Genomic DNA, 15,520 nt, shown 5'->3' on the forward strand with positions numbered 1-15,520 from the left:
CCACGATGAGCCTGTTTCTGTTTTGCGGAATTATTCTTTTCATCTTTATGACCGCAGTCTTTTTGATCGCTATGGGACAGAAGGACAATAGCATCGTCGATATCGCTTATGGCTTGGGTTTTGTTCTTGTCGGCTGGAGTGGCTATATCCTGTATGGCAATGACCACCCAAGGCAGTTGCTGCTGCTCGGACTGGTCAGTCTCTGGGGCCTTCGCTTAACAGCTCATGTTGCCCTGCGCAAACAGACTGAACAGGGGGAGGATTTTCGTTACCGGCAATGGCGCGAGAGCTGGGGCGATAGTTTTGTCTGGCGGAGTTTCTTGCAGATTTTTATGTTGCAGGGGGCGGTTATTTACCTGGTGGCACTGCCATTGTTATTGAGCTTTGCCCAGCCAGGAGATGCGCTTGGTTGGCTAGACCTTTTCGGGGGCATGGTCTGGTTGTTCGGGTTCCTCTTCGAAGCGGTTGGCGATTGGCAATTGTTGCGGTTTAAGAACAATCCGGCCAATCACGGGAAAATTATCCAGCAGGGGCTATGGCGCCTGACCCGGCACCCCAATTATTTTGGAGAAGCGGTCCTTTGGTGGGGCGTCTTCCTGGTTGCTTTTGGTTCTCCCCTCGGCTGGTTTGCTCTGATTAGTCCATTGTTGATCGATTTTTTGCTTCTGAAAGTTTCCGGAATCCCGATGCTCGAAGCCAAGTATCAGGGCAATCCCGAGTTCGAGGCCTATAAAAAAAGGACGAATGCACTTTTTCCGGGTATCCCTAGGGCGAAAGAGGAGAAGCCATGAGTGACGGAGATTCGCGGAAGCTTCGGGTTGCTGTGGTTGGCGGCGGTGTTGCCGGCATTGTCAGTGCCTATCTGCTGCAGCACAAATATCAGGTCTCGCTGTTCGAGCAGAATCATTATCTTGGTGGGCACACGAATACCATCGAGATCAAGGATGGACCGGATGCCGGGTTGGCGATAGATACCGGGTTCATCGTGCTCAACGATGCTACCTATCCACTGTTTCAGAAATTTCTTGCACAGCTTGGGGTTGCTACTCGCAACAGCGAGATGTCATTCGGTTTTCAGTGTCTGCAGAGTGGGTTTGTTTATGCAGGTAACAATCTGAATGGTCTGTTCGCTCAGCGAAGCAACTTGCTCAGCCTGAAGTTTTATCGGTTTTTATTGGAGATTGCCCGTTTCAACAAACAGGCTCGCCAGGATCTTGCCGCAGAGGCTGTGCCGCATGAGACGCTCGGTGAATATTTGCAGCGAGGGAATTTTTCCAAGTTTATGAGCACTCACTATCTGCTGCCGATGGCGGCAGCGATCTGGTCGACGCCGACCCTGCGGGCCGCCGAATTCCCTGCTGAATCGTTCCTGCGTTTTTTTGATAATCATGGACTGCTCTCTTTTTATAACCGACCACAATGGAAGACGGTGGTTGGCGGGAGCTATTCCTATATCAAGGCTTTCAGCAAAACATTCACTGGCGACATTCTTTTGAATGCCGGAGTTGAGAATGTTTTCCGGACAGAGACCGGCGTTCGACTCCAGCTTAGTGACGGGCGTTCCGAATGGTTTGATCGTCTGGTGATCGCGACCCATGCCGATCAGGCCCTCCGTCTTTTGGGTGATCCGAGTTTGGATGAGCAACGCTTGCTCGCGCCCTGGCAGTACCAACTGAATCGTACTGTGCTGCATACGGATGCTTCGTTGCTTCCGCCGCAACGGGCAGCCTGGTCGGCCTGGAATTTTACCCGCGAAGCGGCTCAAGGGACGGAAGATCACCCTGTTTTTGTTAGCTACTACATGAATCGGTTGCAGGGACTAAAGGCGCAGCGGGACTACTGTGTCACTCTCAACCGGAGCGAGAGTTTTCATCCGGAGACGGTGATAGCCGAGTTTGCTTATCAGCATCCGCAATACAGTTTTTCCTCGTTGTCCACCCAGGCAGGGCTGCCGAGTCTCAACGGAGTTCTCAACACTTGGTTTTGCGGCAGTTATTTCGGTTACGGCTTTCATGAGGATGCGGTCCGCTCAGCGGTGGCGGTCGGCAAGGCTCTTGGAGTTGACTTATGACATCGTTGATTTATCAGGGAGAGGTCAGTCATTCACGGCTTCAACCGGTTCAGCACAGTTTTCGTTACCCGGTCTATTTCTACGCCTTCGACCTGGATGACCTGCCCGAGCTCGCCAGGGAAAATCCGCTGTTTGGTTATAATCAGCTACGGCCGGTGGCGATCCATGACAAAGATTACCTCCTGGTCGGGGATCAACCGATCCGTGAAAAGCTGCAGCAGTTGCTCAGCGAAGAGGGGTTTAAGGATGTTCTTGGCCGGGTCATGCTGGTCACGGCAGCGCGTTATTTCAACTATGTCTTTAATCCGATCAGTTTTTTCTACTGTTACCGACAGTCAGGAGAACTACTCTGCGTTCTGGCGCAGGTCAACAACACCTTCGGTGAGATGCACCTTTACCTGCTCGCCGATCCAGGGGCTGATCGTATTGACGGTCGGCTCGTGTATAACAGCGACAAACAGTTTCATGTTTCGCCCTTCTTCAGTCGTGATGGCCGCTACCAGTTTCAAATCACCGAACCAGAGCAGCAGCTTGATAACCGGATCCATTTACATCAAGCAGAACAGCTGATATTTATTGCCCGGATCCAGGGGCGGGCTGAGCCTTTAACCAGCGGAGCCCTGCTGCGCACGATCGTTCGTCATCCTTTCTCAGCTGCCCTGACCATGCCACGTATTCTTTGGCAGGCGGCGAAACTCTATTGGCAAAGGAGGCTTCCAGTGCATACTAAACCAATCCCAGATCATTCCATGACCATCCGTTTATTACCGCCGACTCTGCTTGAGCGGATCGGGCGGTTTTTTGCCCAGAGGCATCTCTCTAAACTCAAACAGGGGCAGCTTGCCCTTCACCTGCCTGACGGTCGTCAGCTTAGTTTTGGAACTGCTGACGTAAAGCCGCAGCAGCTGCAGGTGCGGACTAATCGATTTTTCAGGCGCGTGATGTTTGCCGGTGAGATCGGCTTCGGGGAAGCCTATATGGATGGCGACTGGAGCAGCGCTGATCTGCCGGGGTTGTTGACCATGCTGGCAGCCAACGCCGACCTGGTGGATGACCGGGGCATGGTGAGCGCTTGGTTCGGTCGCTGGGTGAATTATCTGCGCCACCAATTACGCGCCAACACCCTCGCGGGCAGTTCGAGAAATATCCGTGAACACTATGATCTGAGCAATGATTTCTTTGCCAGCTTTCTCGACCCGAGCATGACCTATTCGGCAGCCTTGTTCCGTCATGCGGGGGAGTCCCTCGAACAAGCACAGCGTAACAAACTCCAGACAATGATTGAACTGGCTGACATCGGCAGGGATGATCATGTCCTGGAAATTGGCTGCGGGTGGGGGAGTTTTGCCATCGAGGCGGTGCGCCAAACCGGTTGCCGGGTGACCGGTATCACCCTTTCCCACGAGCAGCTCAAATTGGCCCGGGAGCGGGTTCGGCAGGCCGGGCTGGAAGAGCGGATCAGCCTGCAGCTGTGCGATTATCGGCAGCTCACCGGGCAGTGGGATAAGATTGTCTCCATCGAAATGTTGGAAGCCGTGGGCCATGGTGGGTTGAAGGCCTTTTTCTCTGGCTGCGGGCAGGCGCTGCGCCCCGGCGGCAAGGCGGTGATTCAGGTGATTACCCTTCCGGACCACAAGTATGCGGCCTACCGTTACAGTTCCGACTGGATTCGCAAACATATCTTTCCCGGTGGTCACTTGCCGTCTATCGGTGCCCTGGCGCAAGCGATCGCCACCGGTTCGCCATTGAGAATCGACAGCCTGGAAAATAGTGCAGCCGACTATGCCCTGACCCTCGATCATTGGCGGACCAGGTTCCTGGCAGAAAAACCGCAGCTGCGCGTACTTGGTTACGACGATACATTTTTGCGCAAGTGGGAATACTACTTAGCTTACTGTCAGGCGGGATTCAGCGCACGAATCATCGATCTGACCCGACTGGTGCTGGCAAAGCCGCTCTCCGGCTGAGGAGAGGACAGCGATGTTCGCTAAAATGATCAATCTGACCCTCTATCAGCTCGGCTGGTTGAGCTGTGTCCTCGGGGCCGGGCAAGGCTTCCCGCGCAGTGGTGCACTGGTGGCGCTGGTGCTGGTCGGTGTTCACCTGCTGTTGGCAACAGAACGTGTGGCCGAATTGCGGCTGATGGTTGCCGCCGGGCTGCTCGGCGCCCTGGTTGACGGTGCCCAACAGGCTCTGGGGGTGGTGACCTTTAAAGTCGAGCCGGGCTGGCCGCTGTGGTTGCCGGCGTGGATTCTGGTTGTGTGGATCCAGTTTGCGACCCTGTTCCGGTTTGCCTTGCACTGGCTGGCCGGTCGTTACTGGCTGGCTGCTTTTTTCGGCTTGTTGGGTGGACCTTTTGCTTATTGGAGTGGAGTACAGCTCGGGGCGGCACAGTTCGGTGACAACCTTTTGTTCAGTGTGCTGAGTCTGGCCCTGGTCTGGGCGCTGGTCGTGCCATTGCTGGTTTGGTTGAGCAGTCGATTCAAGCCGTGCACCGGGCGCTATCGTGGCTTGGCTTGAACCCGGAGGTGCTATGCCAAGATTCTTTGGGGCGCTGATAGCAGGAATCCTGCTCAGTATGTTTGCCTTATTGCCTGGGGCGGTGGCGGCGGAAAAGAGTGCCGAGGCCGAGTTTCCCGAGCGTGCTGTATTGGACCAATACGAGTTGAAACTGAGCGGAACCGCAGTGCTGACCTGGGCTCTGCTGTTCGACGTCTATGCCGGGGCCTTTTACCTGCCGGATGGAGTCAGCGGCGCGGACTGGGCAGAGGATGTGCCGAAACGTTTGGACATTGCCTATTATCGTAGCTTCACGGCCGAGGAATTGGTTGCCGCTTCGGATCAATTGCTGCGGGAGAACCTGACCGAGACGGACTACCTCTCCCTGGCCAGGCGTCTGCAGCCGTTTTATCGATGGTTTCGCAATGTCGAGCCGGGTGACCGCTACAGTCTCGCCTATCAGCCACGAATCGGGACTGAACTGAGACTTAACGGTCAATTGCTGGGCACCGTCCCGGGAGCCGATTTCGCCGTCGCCTATTTGGGTCTTTGGCTGGGGAGTGAACCGATCAGTGAACCGTTCCGTGATGCCCTGTTGCAGGGTTCATGGTAAGTCGCTCGTGGGCAAGGCCGAAGACGAATCAAAATGGTCGACCTTGGCGTAGCGCCCGTCATCACCCCTTGATACAGATCAGCGGTTTCAGCCGGGCCACTTTGCGTGACAGGCCGGCCCGGTCCGCCGCTTCAATAACCTGGTTGACCTCTTTGTAGGCACCCGGAGCCTCTTCGGCCACGCCGCGCAGGGACGGGCTGCGGATTAATATTCCCTGTTCCTGGAGGGTGGCGATCAGCTCTTTGCCGCGCCAGCGTTTGCTGGCCTGGCGCCGGCTCATGGCCCGGCCTGCGCCGTGGCAGGAAGAACTGAAGGCTTGGGTTGCGCCGGCTGTGGTGCCAACCAGAATGTAGGATGAAGTGCCCATGGAGCCGCCGATCAGAACCGGTTGGCCGATGTCGCGCAGCCCGGGTGGCAGTTCCGGATGGCCGGGACCATAGGCCCGGGTCGCGCCCTTGCGGTGGACAAACAGCTTCTTGGGACGGTCGTTGACCAAGTGTTGTTCGAATTTGCAGGTATTGTGGGAAACATCGTAGAGCAGGCGCAGTTCAGCCTGGCGCAGTACCTTGGCAAAGGCTTCCCGGCACAGCTGGGTGAGGATTTGCCGGTTGGCCAGGGCACAGTTGATTGCGGCCCGCATCGCTCCCAGGTAAGAGCGACCGAGGGCTGAATCAATGGGGGCGCAGGCCAGTTCCCGATCCGGCAACTGCAGGCCATGACGCGGAGCTGCCGCCACCATGGCGGCGAGGAATTCGGTGCCGATCTGATGCCCCAAGCCCCGTGACCCGCAATGAATGCTGACCAGGATGTCCCCTTGCTGAAGGCCGAACCCGGCTGCCGCCGCTGCATCGAAAATCTGTTCGACTTCCTGAATCTCCAGATAATGATTGCCGGAACCGAGGGTGCCCATCTGGTCCTGCTGGCGTTGCTTGGCCTTGGCCGAAACCTCCTGCGGCACAGCCCCTTCGACCCGCCCCTGTTCCTCGATCCGTTCCAGATCCGCAGTGCTGCCGTAGCCCTGCTCGACCGCCCAGGCCGCCCCACCGCTGAGCATCTGATCCATGCTGCGCTGGTTCAAGCGTAATGGGCCGGTACTGCCGACCCCGGCCGGAATGTCCCTGGCCAGGCGGTCAGCCAGTTCGGTTTTGCGTGCCGCAAGCTGCTCCCGGTTCAGTCCGGTGTGCAGGGTGCGGACGCCGCAGGAGATGTCAAAGCCGACCCCGCCGGCGGAGATCACCCCACCCTCTTCAGCCGCAAAGGCCGCGACCCCACCGATGGGGAAGCCGTAACCCCAATGGGCATCGGGCATGGCATAAGCCGCTCCCTGAATACCCGGCAGCCCGGCGACGTTGGCCAGCTGTTCGAATACCTTACTGTCCATCTGCCCGAGCAGCCGGCGATCGGCATAGATTATGGCTGGCACCTGCATCCGCCCCTGCGGGGGAATACGCCAGACAAAGGGATCAGTGGTTGCTTCCGGTTTTAAGCTCATTGGTTTGCTCCCGGACCAGTCATTGTAAGCAGTTCTGTTAACATGATTTTAGCGCAGAGGGGCAGGGGAGGAAAGGAGCCAGGACCTTTTTCAAGCGTGGTGGAAGATCGGCGTTTGGCCACCACACAAAATCGAGGAGATGAAGAATCGTCATTGCTTTTACTCGCTTATTGCCGGTTTTTTATCAGCTCGCTAAACGTCGACCACGCACTGGGCCAGCCAGGTGCCGTTTTTCCTGCGGCGGACCTGCAAGGCGGTCAGAGTCGCTCCTTTGACCTCCACCCGTGGGTGATGGCGCGCCGGATCAACCGGTTCTCCGGCGACTCTTGCAGTCAGCCGGTTCCCCTCAATAGTAAGCTGGAAGCTCCCTAGCAGCAGTTTGCGGACCGCCATTTCAAAGATCAGGGCATTCAGCCATTCATAAAGCAGCAGTTCGGGATCTTCCGCGGTCAGGGTCAGTTCGATAGCGGTCTTTGCTTCGACGCAGGCGGGATCGGTGATCACGGCGATCAGAGCGACTGCGGCTTCAGCAAAGGCTTCAGCGAGGGAGGAGCCGATGCCACGGATACCGACATCGGCGGTGTGATAGAAATGCTCCCAAGGCATCAGCCTGTCCTTGTCGCGGAGTCGGCGCAGGAGCGGGCAAATGGATTGAAGCGCACCGTCATGGGATTTCGCTTTTGATTTCCGGGCGTACCGGCAGGCTCGCAGCCAGGCTGTCCGCGAGTTGCCGGAAAATGGCAGCGGCCGGTGACTCCGGCGCTGCAATGGTGACCGGGATGCCGGTTTCCGCGGCCTGGCCAATGGCCATTTCGATAGGGATGGTCGCGAGCAGCGGCAGGTGATATTCCTCACTGAATTTCTGTCCGCCACCGGCACTGAAAATGCCGAAGATTTCAATGGGGTTGGTGCGGTGTTCGCACATGAAATAGGACATGTTCTCCACCAGACCGAGAACTTTCAGGTTAACTTGCCGGCACAGGTCAAGACTGTGTCTGACGTTGGCCAGGGAGATTTTCTGCGGAGTGGTCACCGGCAGCAGGTTGGTCACCGGGTGGAGCCGGGCCAGACTGAGCAGAGGCTCATCCGAGCCGGCCGGGAGATCGATGAGCAGATAGTCCAGCTCGCCCCAATGAATCCGATCGAGCAGCCAGTAGAGGAGTTGGCCTGTGCCAGCCTCGGCAGATACGAATTCCTGCCCCGCTTGATCAAGCAGGCTTGCCGACATCACCGAAATGCCGCAGCTGCTGACCGGCAAACCTCTTTTGATGGTCTGCTCTTCCAACTGCTCCAGGCCGAGCATCAGCGGAATGCTGACTCCGGTCAGATCAGCGTCGAGCAGACCGACTTTATGTCCCGCCTGAGCCAGCGCCGTGGCCAGATTGACCGCCAGCGTACTCTTGCCGACGCCCCCTTTTCCGGTCACGGCGATAACCTGCTGCACTGCGTCTATACCGCGGGCAGTGAGCGGAATCTGCTGCGGTTGGTGCCGTCGTAGCGAAGTGGTGCGGTCCATAAACTTGCTCATGTGGATCTCCGGTGAAGGTCGCTTGGCCCTGCCATCATCATGATGCCTTGTCGTGATGAAATATTCCCTGTCGATGCTTTTTGACAGGTACGGCAATGAATTGTTCCCCAAGTATAGCAATGCCGGCCCTGTTTACAATTCCCCTGCGGTGCACCGCAATTGCACAAGCACTGTTGTCGCGCAGATTAAATGACCCTGCCGAGGAAGGTTACTCTGCCGGTTCCTGGGGACACTTATGCAGTGATGATTGATGAAAATGGACAGCCACGAATGGCGCTAGTTTAAGCACTTTCGTAGCAAACTCGGGACTGTCCCCAGGGGCATCGGGGGCTGTCCCAAGAGTTTGCGAGCCATGGAACTGTCGCGGTTAACACCGCAAATACCTGGGACAGCCCCCGTGCGGGGACAGTCCCGGTTTTGCTGCCAGCGACTCTTAAACGAGTGCCATTCTGGACACCGACAGGTTTTATCCCCGACTTCGTGTCTGCCGCAGAAAAAGAATGCCTATATCAGAGGGATTATCGATGGGATGAAATAAACCGAGTTGCAGGGCGCTCTTTGCCGGGCCACGGCGAAGAGCGCCCTGTCGTCATTGGGAAGGCTGTTTTTGGGACTATGCCAGCAGATCCTCAAGGGTCAGGATCGCTTCGATATCACGGCGCTTCGACTTGTTGATAATGACCGCTTTACCCACCAAGGTCGTCTGCGCCTGGGTGACAATCTCTTCAATCGCCTTGAGGGTCGATCCTTTGGCAAAAAAATCATCGACAAACAAGACCCGATCCTTACTGCTGAAAATTTCCTTTGACACATACAGGGTGGTCGATTGCTGCTTGGTGAACGAATAGCTGGCCGCGGCGTAATACTCGGTCATGGTGATGGGCCGTTTCTTCTTGGCGTAAATAAACGGGACGCCGAGCTCCGTGGCGACCGCCTGGGCGAGCATGATTCCACTGGTCTCTGCGGTCAGGACAACCGTGACTTCGGCATTCTTAAAACGGCCGGCCAGTTCCTGGCCGAGCACCTGAATCAGTTGGGGATCGACCATGTGGTTGAGAAAGCGGTCGACTTTGACGATTTCGCCGTTGACCGCTCCTTCGCGGTGAATTCTATCCAATAGTGTTTCAGCGGCAGTCATTTCCGGTCCTCCCGGTCATAAGGCAGGCCGAGACTTTCGGGCTGCTGGCTGGCGCCTTTTTGCAGGCGCAGGGTTGAAATTACCAAGACAACAATGGTGAAAAAATAGGGCAACATTTGCAGAATATGGGCACTGATGGTGGTTCCCATGGCCTGGAAGCGTAGTTGCATGGCGGTAATGCCGCCGAACAGATAGGCCCCGACCAGCGCCCGCGGGCTCGACCAGCCGGCAAATATGACCAGGGCGACGGCAATCCAGCCGCGGCCGGCAGACATGTTTTCAATCCACATGGGGGTGCTGGCCAGGCTCAGGTACGCGCCGCCAATCCCGACCAGTCCGGAACCGATGGTAACCGCCAAAAAGCGATATTTACAGACCGACAGCCCACAGGTATCGGCTGCCGCCGGGTTTTCCCCAATGGTGCGCAAAGCCAGCCCCCAGCGGGTGCGATAAAAAAAATACCAGATGGCGAAGACCAGCAGGAAACTGAAGTAGATCAGCATGTCCTGATTGAAGAAGGCTTTGCCGATGACCGGAATATGTTGCAGGCCGGGAATCGGCACCCGCTCGAAGCCAACGATGGTCTGACCGACCATCTGCTTACCGAACAGGGCAGTGATGCCGATGCCGAACATGGTCAGGGCCAGCCCGCTGACGATCTGGTTACCACGCAATTGCACCGTGATCAGGGCATGGATGCTGCCGGCAATGAAGGTGGCGCAGAAGGCAGCCAGAACGCCAACCAGCAGGGAACCACTCAGGTAGGTGCCGGAAAATCCGGCCAGGGCACCAATCAGCATTAAACCTTCAATGCCCAGGTTGATGATGCCGGCGCGTTCGTTGATAATTGCGCCGAGGGTGGCAAACAGGATCGGTGTGCCGGCGCGAACGGTTGCGTCAAGCAGGATCTCAAGCATGGGCGGTCCCCTTGATCAGCCTCAGTCGATAAATGATAAAGAAATCAGAGGCGAGCAGAAAAAACAGGATCAGCCCCTGAAAGGCATAAACAAAAGCCACCGGGAGCTGCCAGAGCAGTTGCAGGCTGTCCCCGCCGACCAGCAGAACCCCCATCAGGAAAGAGACGATCACCACCCCGATCGCACTGCGTTTGGCCAGCCAGGCGATGATGATCGCGGTATAGCCGTAGCCGGGAGAAATGCCGTGCTGCAGGCGGTGCTGCAGGCCGGCGACTTCGCTGAAACCGGCCAGCCCGGCGATGGCGCCGCTGAGAAACAGGACGAAAAAGATGGTAAGCCCGGTGCTCATACCGGCATATTGGGCGGCCTTCGGGTTGCTGCCGATGACCTTGATTTCATACCCCCACACGGTTCTTTCCATAAACAGGTAAAGGACCAGCGCGCAGGCTAACGCCAGGAAAAAGCCACTGTGCAGGCGGGTATTGAAATAATCCGCCAGGCGGGCGGGATCGCTGAACTGCGCGGTGAGCGGAAAATTGAATCCCTTGGGATCTTTCCAGGGACCGTACACCAGATAATCGACCCAGAGAATGGCGATATAGTTCATCAGCAGAGTGACGATGACTTCGTTGACCCGCCAGCGCGCACGCAGGAACCCGGCCACTCCGGCCCAGAGGCCGCCGCAGAGAAAGGCCATGCAGAACATGGCGATCAGCATCAGCCAATGGTTCTGAATTCCGGAAAACAGGGCCACCCAGGTTGCCCCCATCGCTCCGAGGTAGATCTGTCCCTCGGCGCCGATATTCCAGATCTGCATGCGAAAAGCCAGGCTGACTCCGAGACCGGCAAAAATCAACGGCGTGGTTTTGACCAGGGTTTCCGAGAGCCCGTACATAGAGCCAAGGGCTTCAATGATAATTTCGCGGTAGGCGTCAAAAGGGTCGATGTGAGCCGCCAGCAGCAGGAAACCGGCAATAAACAAGGCGATGGCAATGGAGACCAGCGGAGCGCTGAAGCGAAACAACGGCGATGAGATTTCGCGGCGTTCGATAACCAGTTTCATTGTGGTTGCTCCTGTCTTTCACCGCTCATCATCAACCCGATCTCTTCCCGGGTGGTGGTCCGCGGATCGACATAGCCGATCAGCTGGCCACGGAACATGACCGCAATACGGTCGCTGAGTTTGAGCAGCTCATCCAGGTCTTCGGCAATTAAAATCGTGCTCATCCCGTGGGTTGCGGCATCGGCGATCACCTTGTGGACATATTCTGCGCTGCCGATATCCAGCCCCCGGGTCGGGTAGAGGGCCACGAGAACCCTGGGCTGTTCCGAGAGTTCCCGGGCGATAATGACTTTTTGAATATTGCCGCCGGACAGATAACGAACCGGGGTCCCGTCGGGGCCGGTTTTGATGGCGAACTGTTCGATCTTTTCCATGGCGTTGCGCCGGATAGCCTTGCGGTCCTGGAAAATCCAGTTGCGGAAGGGGCCTTTTTTAAAGCTTTTCATGATCAGGTTTTCATCGACGCTCATGTCCGGAGCGATACCGATGGCCTTGCGATCTTCGGGGATATGGGCAATGCCGGCGATATAGGAATAACGGGCGTTGCTGTTGGTAATATCTTCATCCCCGGCCAGGATTCTGCCCCGGCTGGCATTTTTCAACCCAGTCAGGACTTCGGCCAGGGTTTTCTGGCCGTTGCCGGCAACCCCGGCGATGCCGAGAATCTCGCCCTCTTTCAATTCCAGGTTAAAGGCATCCAGGTCGATGGTCCCCCGGTCATTGTGTACGCACAGGTCCTGAATCGACAGGGCGGTTTTTTCCGAGACCTGCTCGTTCTTCTGCCATTCCGGCACCTTGTCCTGACCGATCATCAACGAAGCCAGGCGGTTTTCGTCAAAATTGCCCCGTTCCAGGGTGGCAACACTGCGGCCTTTTTTAAGGATGGTAACCCGGTCCGAGATTTCCATGACCTCGCGCATCTTGTGGGAGATGAAAATGATGCTCTTCCCCTGGCCTTTGAGCCGGTTCAAAACTTCGAACAGTCGGGTCGCTTCCTGCGGGGTCAACACCGCGGTCGGTTCATCAAGGATCAACAGGCGACAGTCTCTCATCAGCAGTTTGATCAGTTCGATCCACTGCTGCGCGCCGATGGACAGCTTCCAGACCGGGCTGTCCAGATCCAGATCCAGATTGAATTCAGCGATGACTCGACTGATCTTGTCCTTAAACTGTTTCCGGTTATAAAAATTAGGCACCCGGTCCAGGGCCAGAAGAATGTTTTCAAAAACCGAATGAGCGGGAACCAGCATGAAATGTTGATGAACCATGCCGATGCCATGGGCCAGGGAGTCCCGCGGACTGGTAAAGTGAACGTTTTGGCCGGCCAGGCTGATCCTGCCCCGATCCGGGTGATACAACCCGGTCAACACATTCATCAGGGTGCTCTTGCCGGCGCCGTTTTCGCCCAGTAAGGTATGGATTTCGCCTGCCGCGACGCCGAAAGAGACGTCGTCAAGGGCAACCACTCCGGGGAATGTCTTGCGGATATTTTGTATCTCTAGCAAGGTGACATCTCGATGTAAAAGGCACGCCCTGTGCTCAGGGCGTGCCGGGATGAAACAGATTATTTGGGGATGGTGCCCTGGACGCCTTCGACAAAGTAATTCATGCCGAGCAGTTCACCGTCACTCGGGGTTGCCCCTGCGGCGACGATAACTTTACCGTCCTGGTCTTTGATTGGTCCGGCGAAGGGATGGAAGGTTCCGGCGACAATTTCGGCTTGTTTGGCTGCAACGTCGGCCCGGGTTTTAGCCGGCACTTTATCGCTGAACTCGGCCAGGCCGACCAAGTCTTCTTTCATTCCCCACCAGATCTGCTCCGATTTCCAGGTGCCGTTATGGACCTCTTCGGCGATTTTGGTGTAGAGGGCACCCCACTTCCAGATCGGGGCGGTCAGGAAAGCGGTGGGGGCGAAGCTGCGCATATCGGTATCGTAACCGATCACGTAAGCGCCACGAGCTTCGGCGGCCTGCAGGGTCGCCGGTGCATCCTGGTGCATGGTGAGGACATCGGCCCCGACGTCGAGCAGGCTGTCGGCGGCGTCACGTTCCACGCCTGGATCGAACCAGGTCTGGGTCCAGACCACGCGGACTTCGGCTTTGGGATTGACGCTGCGGACGCCCAGAGTAAAGGCGTTGATTCCGCGAATGACTTCGGGGATGGGGAATGCGGCAACGTAACCGATGATATTTGATTTGCTCATCTCGCCAGCCACGATTCCGGACAGATAACGTGGTTCGTACATGCGGCCGAAGTAGGTGCCGACATTGGGGGCGGTTTTGTACCCGGAACAGTGCATGAACACCACATCAGGATTGCGTTTTGCCACGTCAATGGTGGCATCCATATAACCGAAACTGGTGGTGAAGATCAGGTTGTTGCCTTTGCGGACCAGACCGTTGATGACGCGAGTCGCCTCAGCGCCTTCCGGGACCGACTCGATGTAGGTCGAAGGTTTGACATAGGGAAGTTTTTCCATCTCTTTGCGTCCCTGGTCATGGGCATAGGTCCAACCGGCATCGCCGACCGGGCCGACATAGATAAAGCCGGCTTTGATTTCCTTGACCGGTTTAAGGGCAAACGCTTGCGTGGAGAAGCATAAAGCCAGAGCGATCAGGAGCGACATGGCAGCATTTTTCATCAGGGGCACCTTTCTCTTTGTCGGAAGTTTTATAGGTCCGCATAAGGTTTGGAATGTAAAGTATTTAGACTAACCTGCCAGGGCTGTCAAGCAGCTCCTGTCCAGTGCGGTCCAGAAACGCTCATAACTGCAATTTGCTGTCGATATTGTCGGTGAGCCAGTGCTGATCCCACCATTCCACCGGTTGTACCGGGATTCCCGACACAAACACTCCAAAATGCAGATGATCACCACCGGCCATGCCGGTCGCGCCGCTGCGGCCGATAATCTGGCCGCGGCTGACCAGGTCACCGGGGTGAACATCGAGCTGGCTCATGTGCGCATACAGGGTCTGCATACCAAGGCCGTGATCAATCACCACGCAGAGTCCGTAAATGCCCAGGTATTCCGCCCACACCACTTTGCCGTCGTTGGCGGCCTCGATTTCGGCCTGGGCAACCGAGGCCAGGTCATAGCCGAGGTGATAGGCTTCATCCACTTTTTTCCCCTCGTAATAATAGGTCCGGTGATCGGCAAACTGAGCCAGGGTGGCTGCCATCGGCTGCCGCAGGAAGCTGTCTTTCCAAAGCGGCGTCGGCGAGGTGTCTTTGCTCAGTTCGGCCATCTTGGCACGGTTTGCCTTGCGAACCTCCCGGTTGACGTAGAGGAAGATGTCGATGGGGGTCTTCGCGTTCGGTGCCAGAGGTTCGAGTTCCGGGGTCTTCATGTCCAGGAATGATTTTGAGATCTTGATATCGCGATCGCGAAATCTTTTATATTTGGCGCGATAATAGATGCCGGTCTGGCGTTCGTTGCCGGCCAGGTCCTGTGCGACCACACGGGGCACAAAATCTTTTTCCGCCATGAAATAGGGGTAGGCGAACAGGCAGGCATAGTGTCCTGACGGCTGACGAAAGGCCGGGAAGAACAAATCGCCGAACTGAATGCCGGGCTGTGTGACCTCTTCGTTGACGGAAAAGACTACCAGTCCGCTGCCGCCGCGGGAGAAATTATGTGCTTTGCTGAGAATTGAAATGATCGGCGGACGGCTGTCATAGGTCAAAGAAAATGTCTTGCTGGCCTGGTTGCCCTTGCCGAAATGATAAATAGCGCTGTCCGTGGCCCGAACTTCGATCTGGAAATCGCCTTCCTCCAGTTTAACCTTGCCAAGATCCAACTCGATATCCGTTGTTTCGGTGCTCACGGGAAAGCTTTGCTCCAGCAGCGGCATGCGGTTGTTTTTCTGGACCATGGTCACCTGCAGGTCCTTGAGGCCGCTTCCGGCGTCGGTGAGTGACAGCAACAGCTTCGATTTATTGGAAATCGGCCCGCTGTTCGGGGTCAGGGTCAATTGGGGTTCCGTGGTGTCGCGGAAATAAAAAACGACGGCACCGATCAGGCCGATGACGACAAGCAGGATCAACAGTTTTTTCAAAGACTTCAAAACAGACTCCGTTGGATAAAATTCTCAGCAGAATGATATCGCGGCCGACATGTTGCAACACAGGTGGTAGGCGGGCGATATGCGAAACGGTGCAAAAGAGCATGAGCAAATCAGGGCAGCTTTGCGCTGCCCTGA

General features: G+C 56.5%; 14 protein-coding genes. 5 read left to right on the forward strand and 9 right to left on the reverse strand.

Going from position 1 to position 15,520, the window contains the following annotated elements; translation table 11 throughout:
* Positions 1-5 precede the first annotated feature (5 nt).
* From N909_RS0115300 to N909_RS0115320, 5 genes are read left to right on the forward strand one after another with little or no spacing between them, the layout of a single operon-like run.
* Positions 6-791 carry a DUF1295 domain-containing protein gene (locus N909_RS0115300; RefSeq protein WP_029916667.1) on the forward strand — a complete coding sequence of 262 codons (786 nt, stop codon included), beginning with the start codon at positions 6-8 and terminating at the stop codon, positions 789-791.
* Positions 788-2,071 carry an NAD(P)/FAD-dependent oxidoreductase gene (locus N909_RS0115305; protein ID WP_029916669.1) on the forward strand — a complete coding sequence of 428 codons (1,284 nt, stop codon included), beginning with the start codon at positions 788-790 and terminating at the stop codon, positions 2,069-2,071. Before N909_RS0115300 ends, N909_RS0115305 begins: the two co-directional genes overlap by 4 nt.
* Positions 2,068-4,038, forward strand: a complete 1,971-nt coding sequence (locus tag N909_RS0115310) for a DUF1365 family protein (RefSeq protein ID WP_029916671.1) — start codon at positions 2,068-2,070, stop codon at positions 4,036-4,038. The genes N909_RS0115305 and N909_RS0115310 overlap by 4 nt, the downstream gene beginning before the upstream one ends.
* A 13-nt stretch (positions 4,039-4,051) precedes the next feature.
* Positions 4,052-4,591, forward strand: coding sequence for a DUF2878 domain-containing protein (locus N909_RS0115315; RefSeq protein ID WP_051689809.1), 540 nt, complete (start codon positions 4,052-4,054; stop codon positions 4,589-4,591).
* Between the two features lie 13 nt (positions 4,592-4,604).
* Positions 4,605-5,183: a chalcone isomerase family protein gene (locus tag N909_RS0115320; RefSeq protein WP_084167728.1), complete on the forward strand. Its 579-nt coding sequence runs from the start codon at positions 4,605-4,607 to the stop codon at positions 5,181-5,183.
* Positions 5,184-5,244: 61 nt separating this feature from the next.
* Here N909_RS0115320 and N909_RS0115325 read toward each other — a convergent pair whose 3' ends face one another.
* From N909_RS0115325 to N909_RS0115365, 9 genes are all read right to left on the reverse strand, one after another.
* Positions 5,245-6,675, reverse strand: coding sequence for an RtcB family protein (locus N909_RS0115325; protein WP_029916677.1), 1,431 nt, complete (start codon positions 6,673-6,675; stop codon positions 5,245-5,247).
* A gap of 192 nt (positions 6,676-6,867) precedes the next feature.
* Entirely contained in the window at positions 6,868-7,281 is a 414-nt protein-coding gene (locus N909_RS0115330; protein ID WP_029916679.1) for an archease, read from the reverse strand.
* Positions 7,282-7,339: 58 nt separating this feature from the next.
* Complete coding sequence (locus tag N909_RS0115335; protein ID WP_051689811.1) at positions 7,340-8,203, reverse strand: P-loop NTPase; 864 nt, start codon at positions 8,201-8,203, stop codon at positions 7,340-7,342.
* A 613-nt stretch (positions 8,204-8,816) separates the two neighbouring features.
* On the reverse strand, positions 8,817-9,341 hold the full coding sequence (locus N909_RS0115340; protein ID WP_029916682.1) for a DUF2529 family protein: 525 nt from the start codon (positions 9,339-9,341) through the stop codon (positions 8,817-8,819).
* On the reverse strand, positions 9,338-10,258 hold the full coding sequence (locus N909_RS0115345; protein WP_029916683.1) for an ABC transporter permease: 921 nt from the start codon (positions 10,256-10,258) through the stop codon (positions 9,338-9,340). Before N909_RS0115345 ends, N909_RS0115340 begins: the two co-directional genes overlap by 4 nt.
* The gene (locus N909_RS0115350; protein WP_029916685.1) at positions 10,251-11,321 is read right to left on the reverse strand and encodes an ABC transporter permease; all 1,071 of its coding nucleotides are present in this window, start codon (positions 11,319-11,321) and stop codon (positions 10,251-10,253) included. The genes N909_RS0115345 and N909_RS0115350 overlap by 8 nt, the downstream gene beginning before the upstream one ends.
* A complete protein-coding gene (locus N909_RS0115355; protein WP_029916687.1) occupies positions 11,318-12,826 on the reverse strand; it encodes an ABC transporter ATP-binding protein in 1,509 nt (502 codons plus the stop codon). The genes N909_RS0115350 and N909_RS0115355 overlap by 4 nt, the downstream gene beginning before the upstream one ends.
* 59 nt (positions 12,827-12,885) lie before the next feature.
* Complete coding sequence (locus N909_RS0115360; RefSeq protein ID WP_029916690.1) at positions 12,886-13,962, reverse strand: BMP family ABC transporter substrate-binding protein; 1,077 nt, start codon at positions 13,960-13,962, stop codon at positions 12,886-12,888.
* Positions 13,963-14,083: 121 nt separating this feature from the next.
* The gene (locus N909_RS0115365; RefSeq protein ID WP_029916691.1) at positions 14,084-15,385 is read right to left on the reverse strand and encodes a M23 family metallopeptidase; all 1,302 of its coding nucleotides are present in this window, start codon (positions 15,383-15,385) and stop codon (positions 14,084-14,086) included.
* Positions 15,386-15,520: the final 135 nt, after the last annotated feature.

This window comes from Pelobacter seleniigenes DSM 18267 (assembly GCF_000711225.1).
GTDB lineage: Bacteria > Desulfobacterota > Desulfuromonadia > Desulfuromonadales > Geopsychrobacteraceae > Seleniibacterium > Seleniibacterium seleniigenes.

What these genes read in the sequence shown, in the direction of transcription:
- N909_RS0115300 (WP_029916667.1), top strand. Translation starts at nt 6, where the DNA reads ATGAGCCTGTTTCTGTTTTGCGGAATTATTCTTTTCATCTTTATGACC.
- N909_RS0115305 (WP_029916669.1), top strand. Translation starts at nt 788, where the DNA reads ATGAGTGACGGAGATTCGCGGAAGCTTCGGGTTGCTGTGGTTGGCGGC.
- N909_RS0115310 (WP_029916671.1), top strand. Translation starts at nt 2,068, where the DNA reads ATGACATCGTTGATTTATCAGGGAGAGGTCAGTCATTCACGGCTTCAA.
- N909_RS0115315 (WP_051689809.1), top strand. Translation starts at nt 4,052, where the DNA reads ATGTTCGCTAAAATGATCAATCTGACCCTCTATCAGCTCGGCTGGTTG.
- N909_RS0115320 (WP_084167728.1), top strand. Translation starts at nt 4,605, where the DNA reads ATGCCAAGATTCTTTGGGGCGCTGATAGCAGGAATCCTGCTCAGTATG.
- N909_RS0115325 (WP_029916677.1), bottom strand. Translation starts at nt 6,675, where the DNA reads ATGAGCTTAAAACCGGAAGCAACCACTGATCCCTTTGTCTGGCGTATT.
- N909_RS0115330 (WP_029916679.1), bottom strand. Translation starts at nt 7,281, where the DNA reads ATGCCTTGGGAGCATTTCTATCACACCGCCGATGTCGGTATCCGTGGC.
- N909_RS0115335 (WP_051689811.1), bottom strand. Translation starts at nt 8,203, where the DNA reads ATGAGCAAGTTTATGGACCGCACCACTTCGCTACGACGGCACCAACCG.
- N909_RS0115340 (WP_029916682.1), bottom strand. Translation starts at nt 9,341, where the DNA reads ATGACTGCCGCTGAAACACTATTGGATAGAATTCACCGCGAAGGAGCG.
- N909_RS0115345 (WP_029916683.1), bottom strand. Translation starts at nt 10,258, where the DNA reads ATGCTTGAGATCCTGCTTGACGCAACCGTTCGCGCCGGCACACCGATC.
- N909_RS0115350 (WP_029916685.1), bottom strand. Translation starts at nt 11,321, where the DNA reads ATGAAACTGGTTATCGAACGCCGCGAAATCTCATCGCCGTTGTTTCGC.
- N909_RS0115360 (WP_029916690.1), bottom strand. Translation starts at nt 13,962, where the DNA reads ATGAAAAATGCTGCCATGTCGCTCCTGATCGCTCTGGCTTTATGCTTC.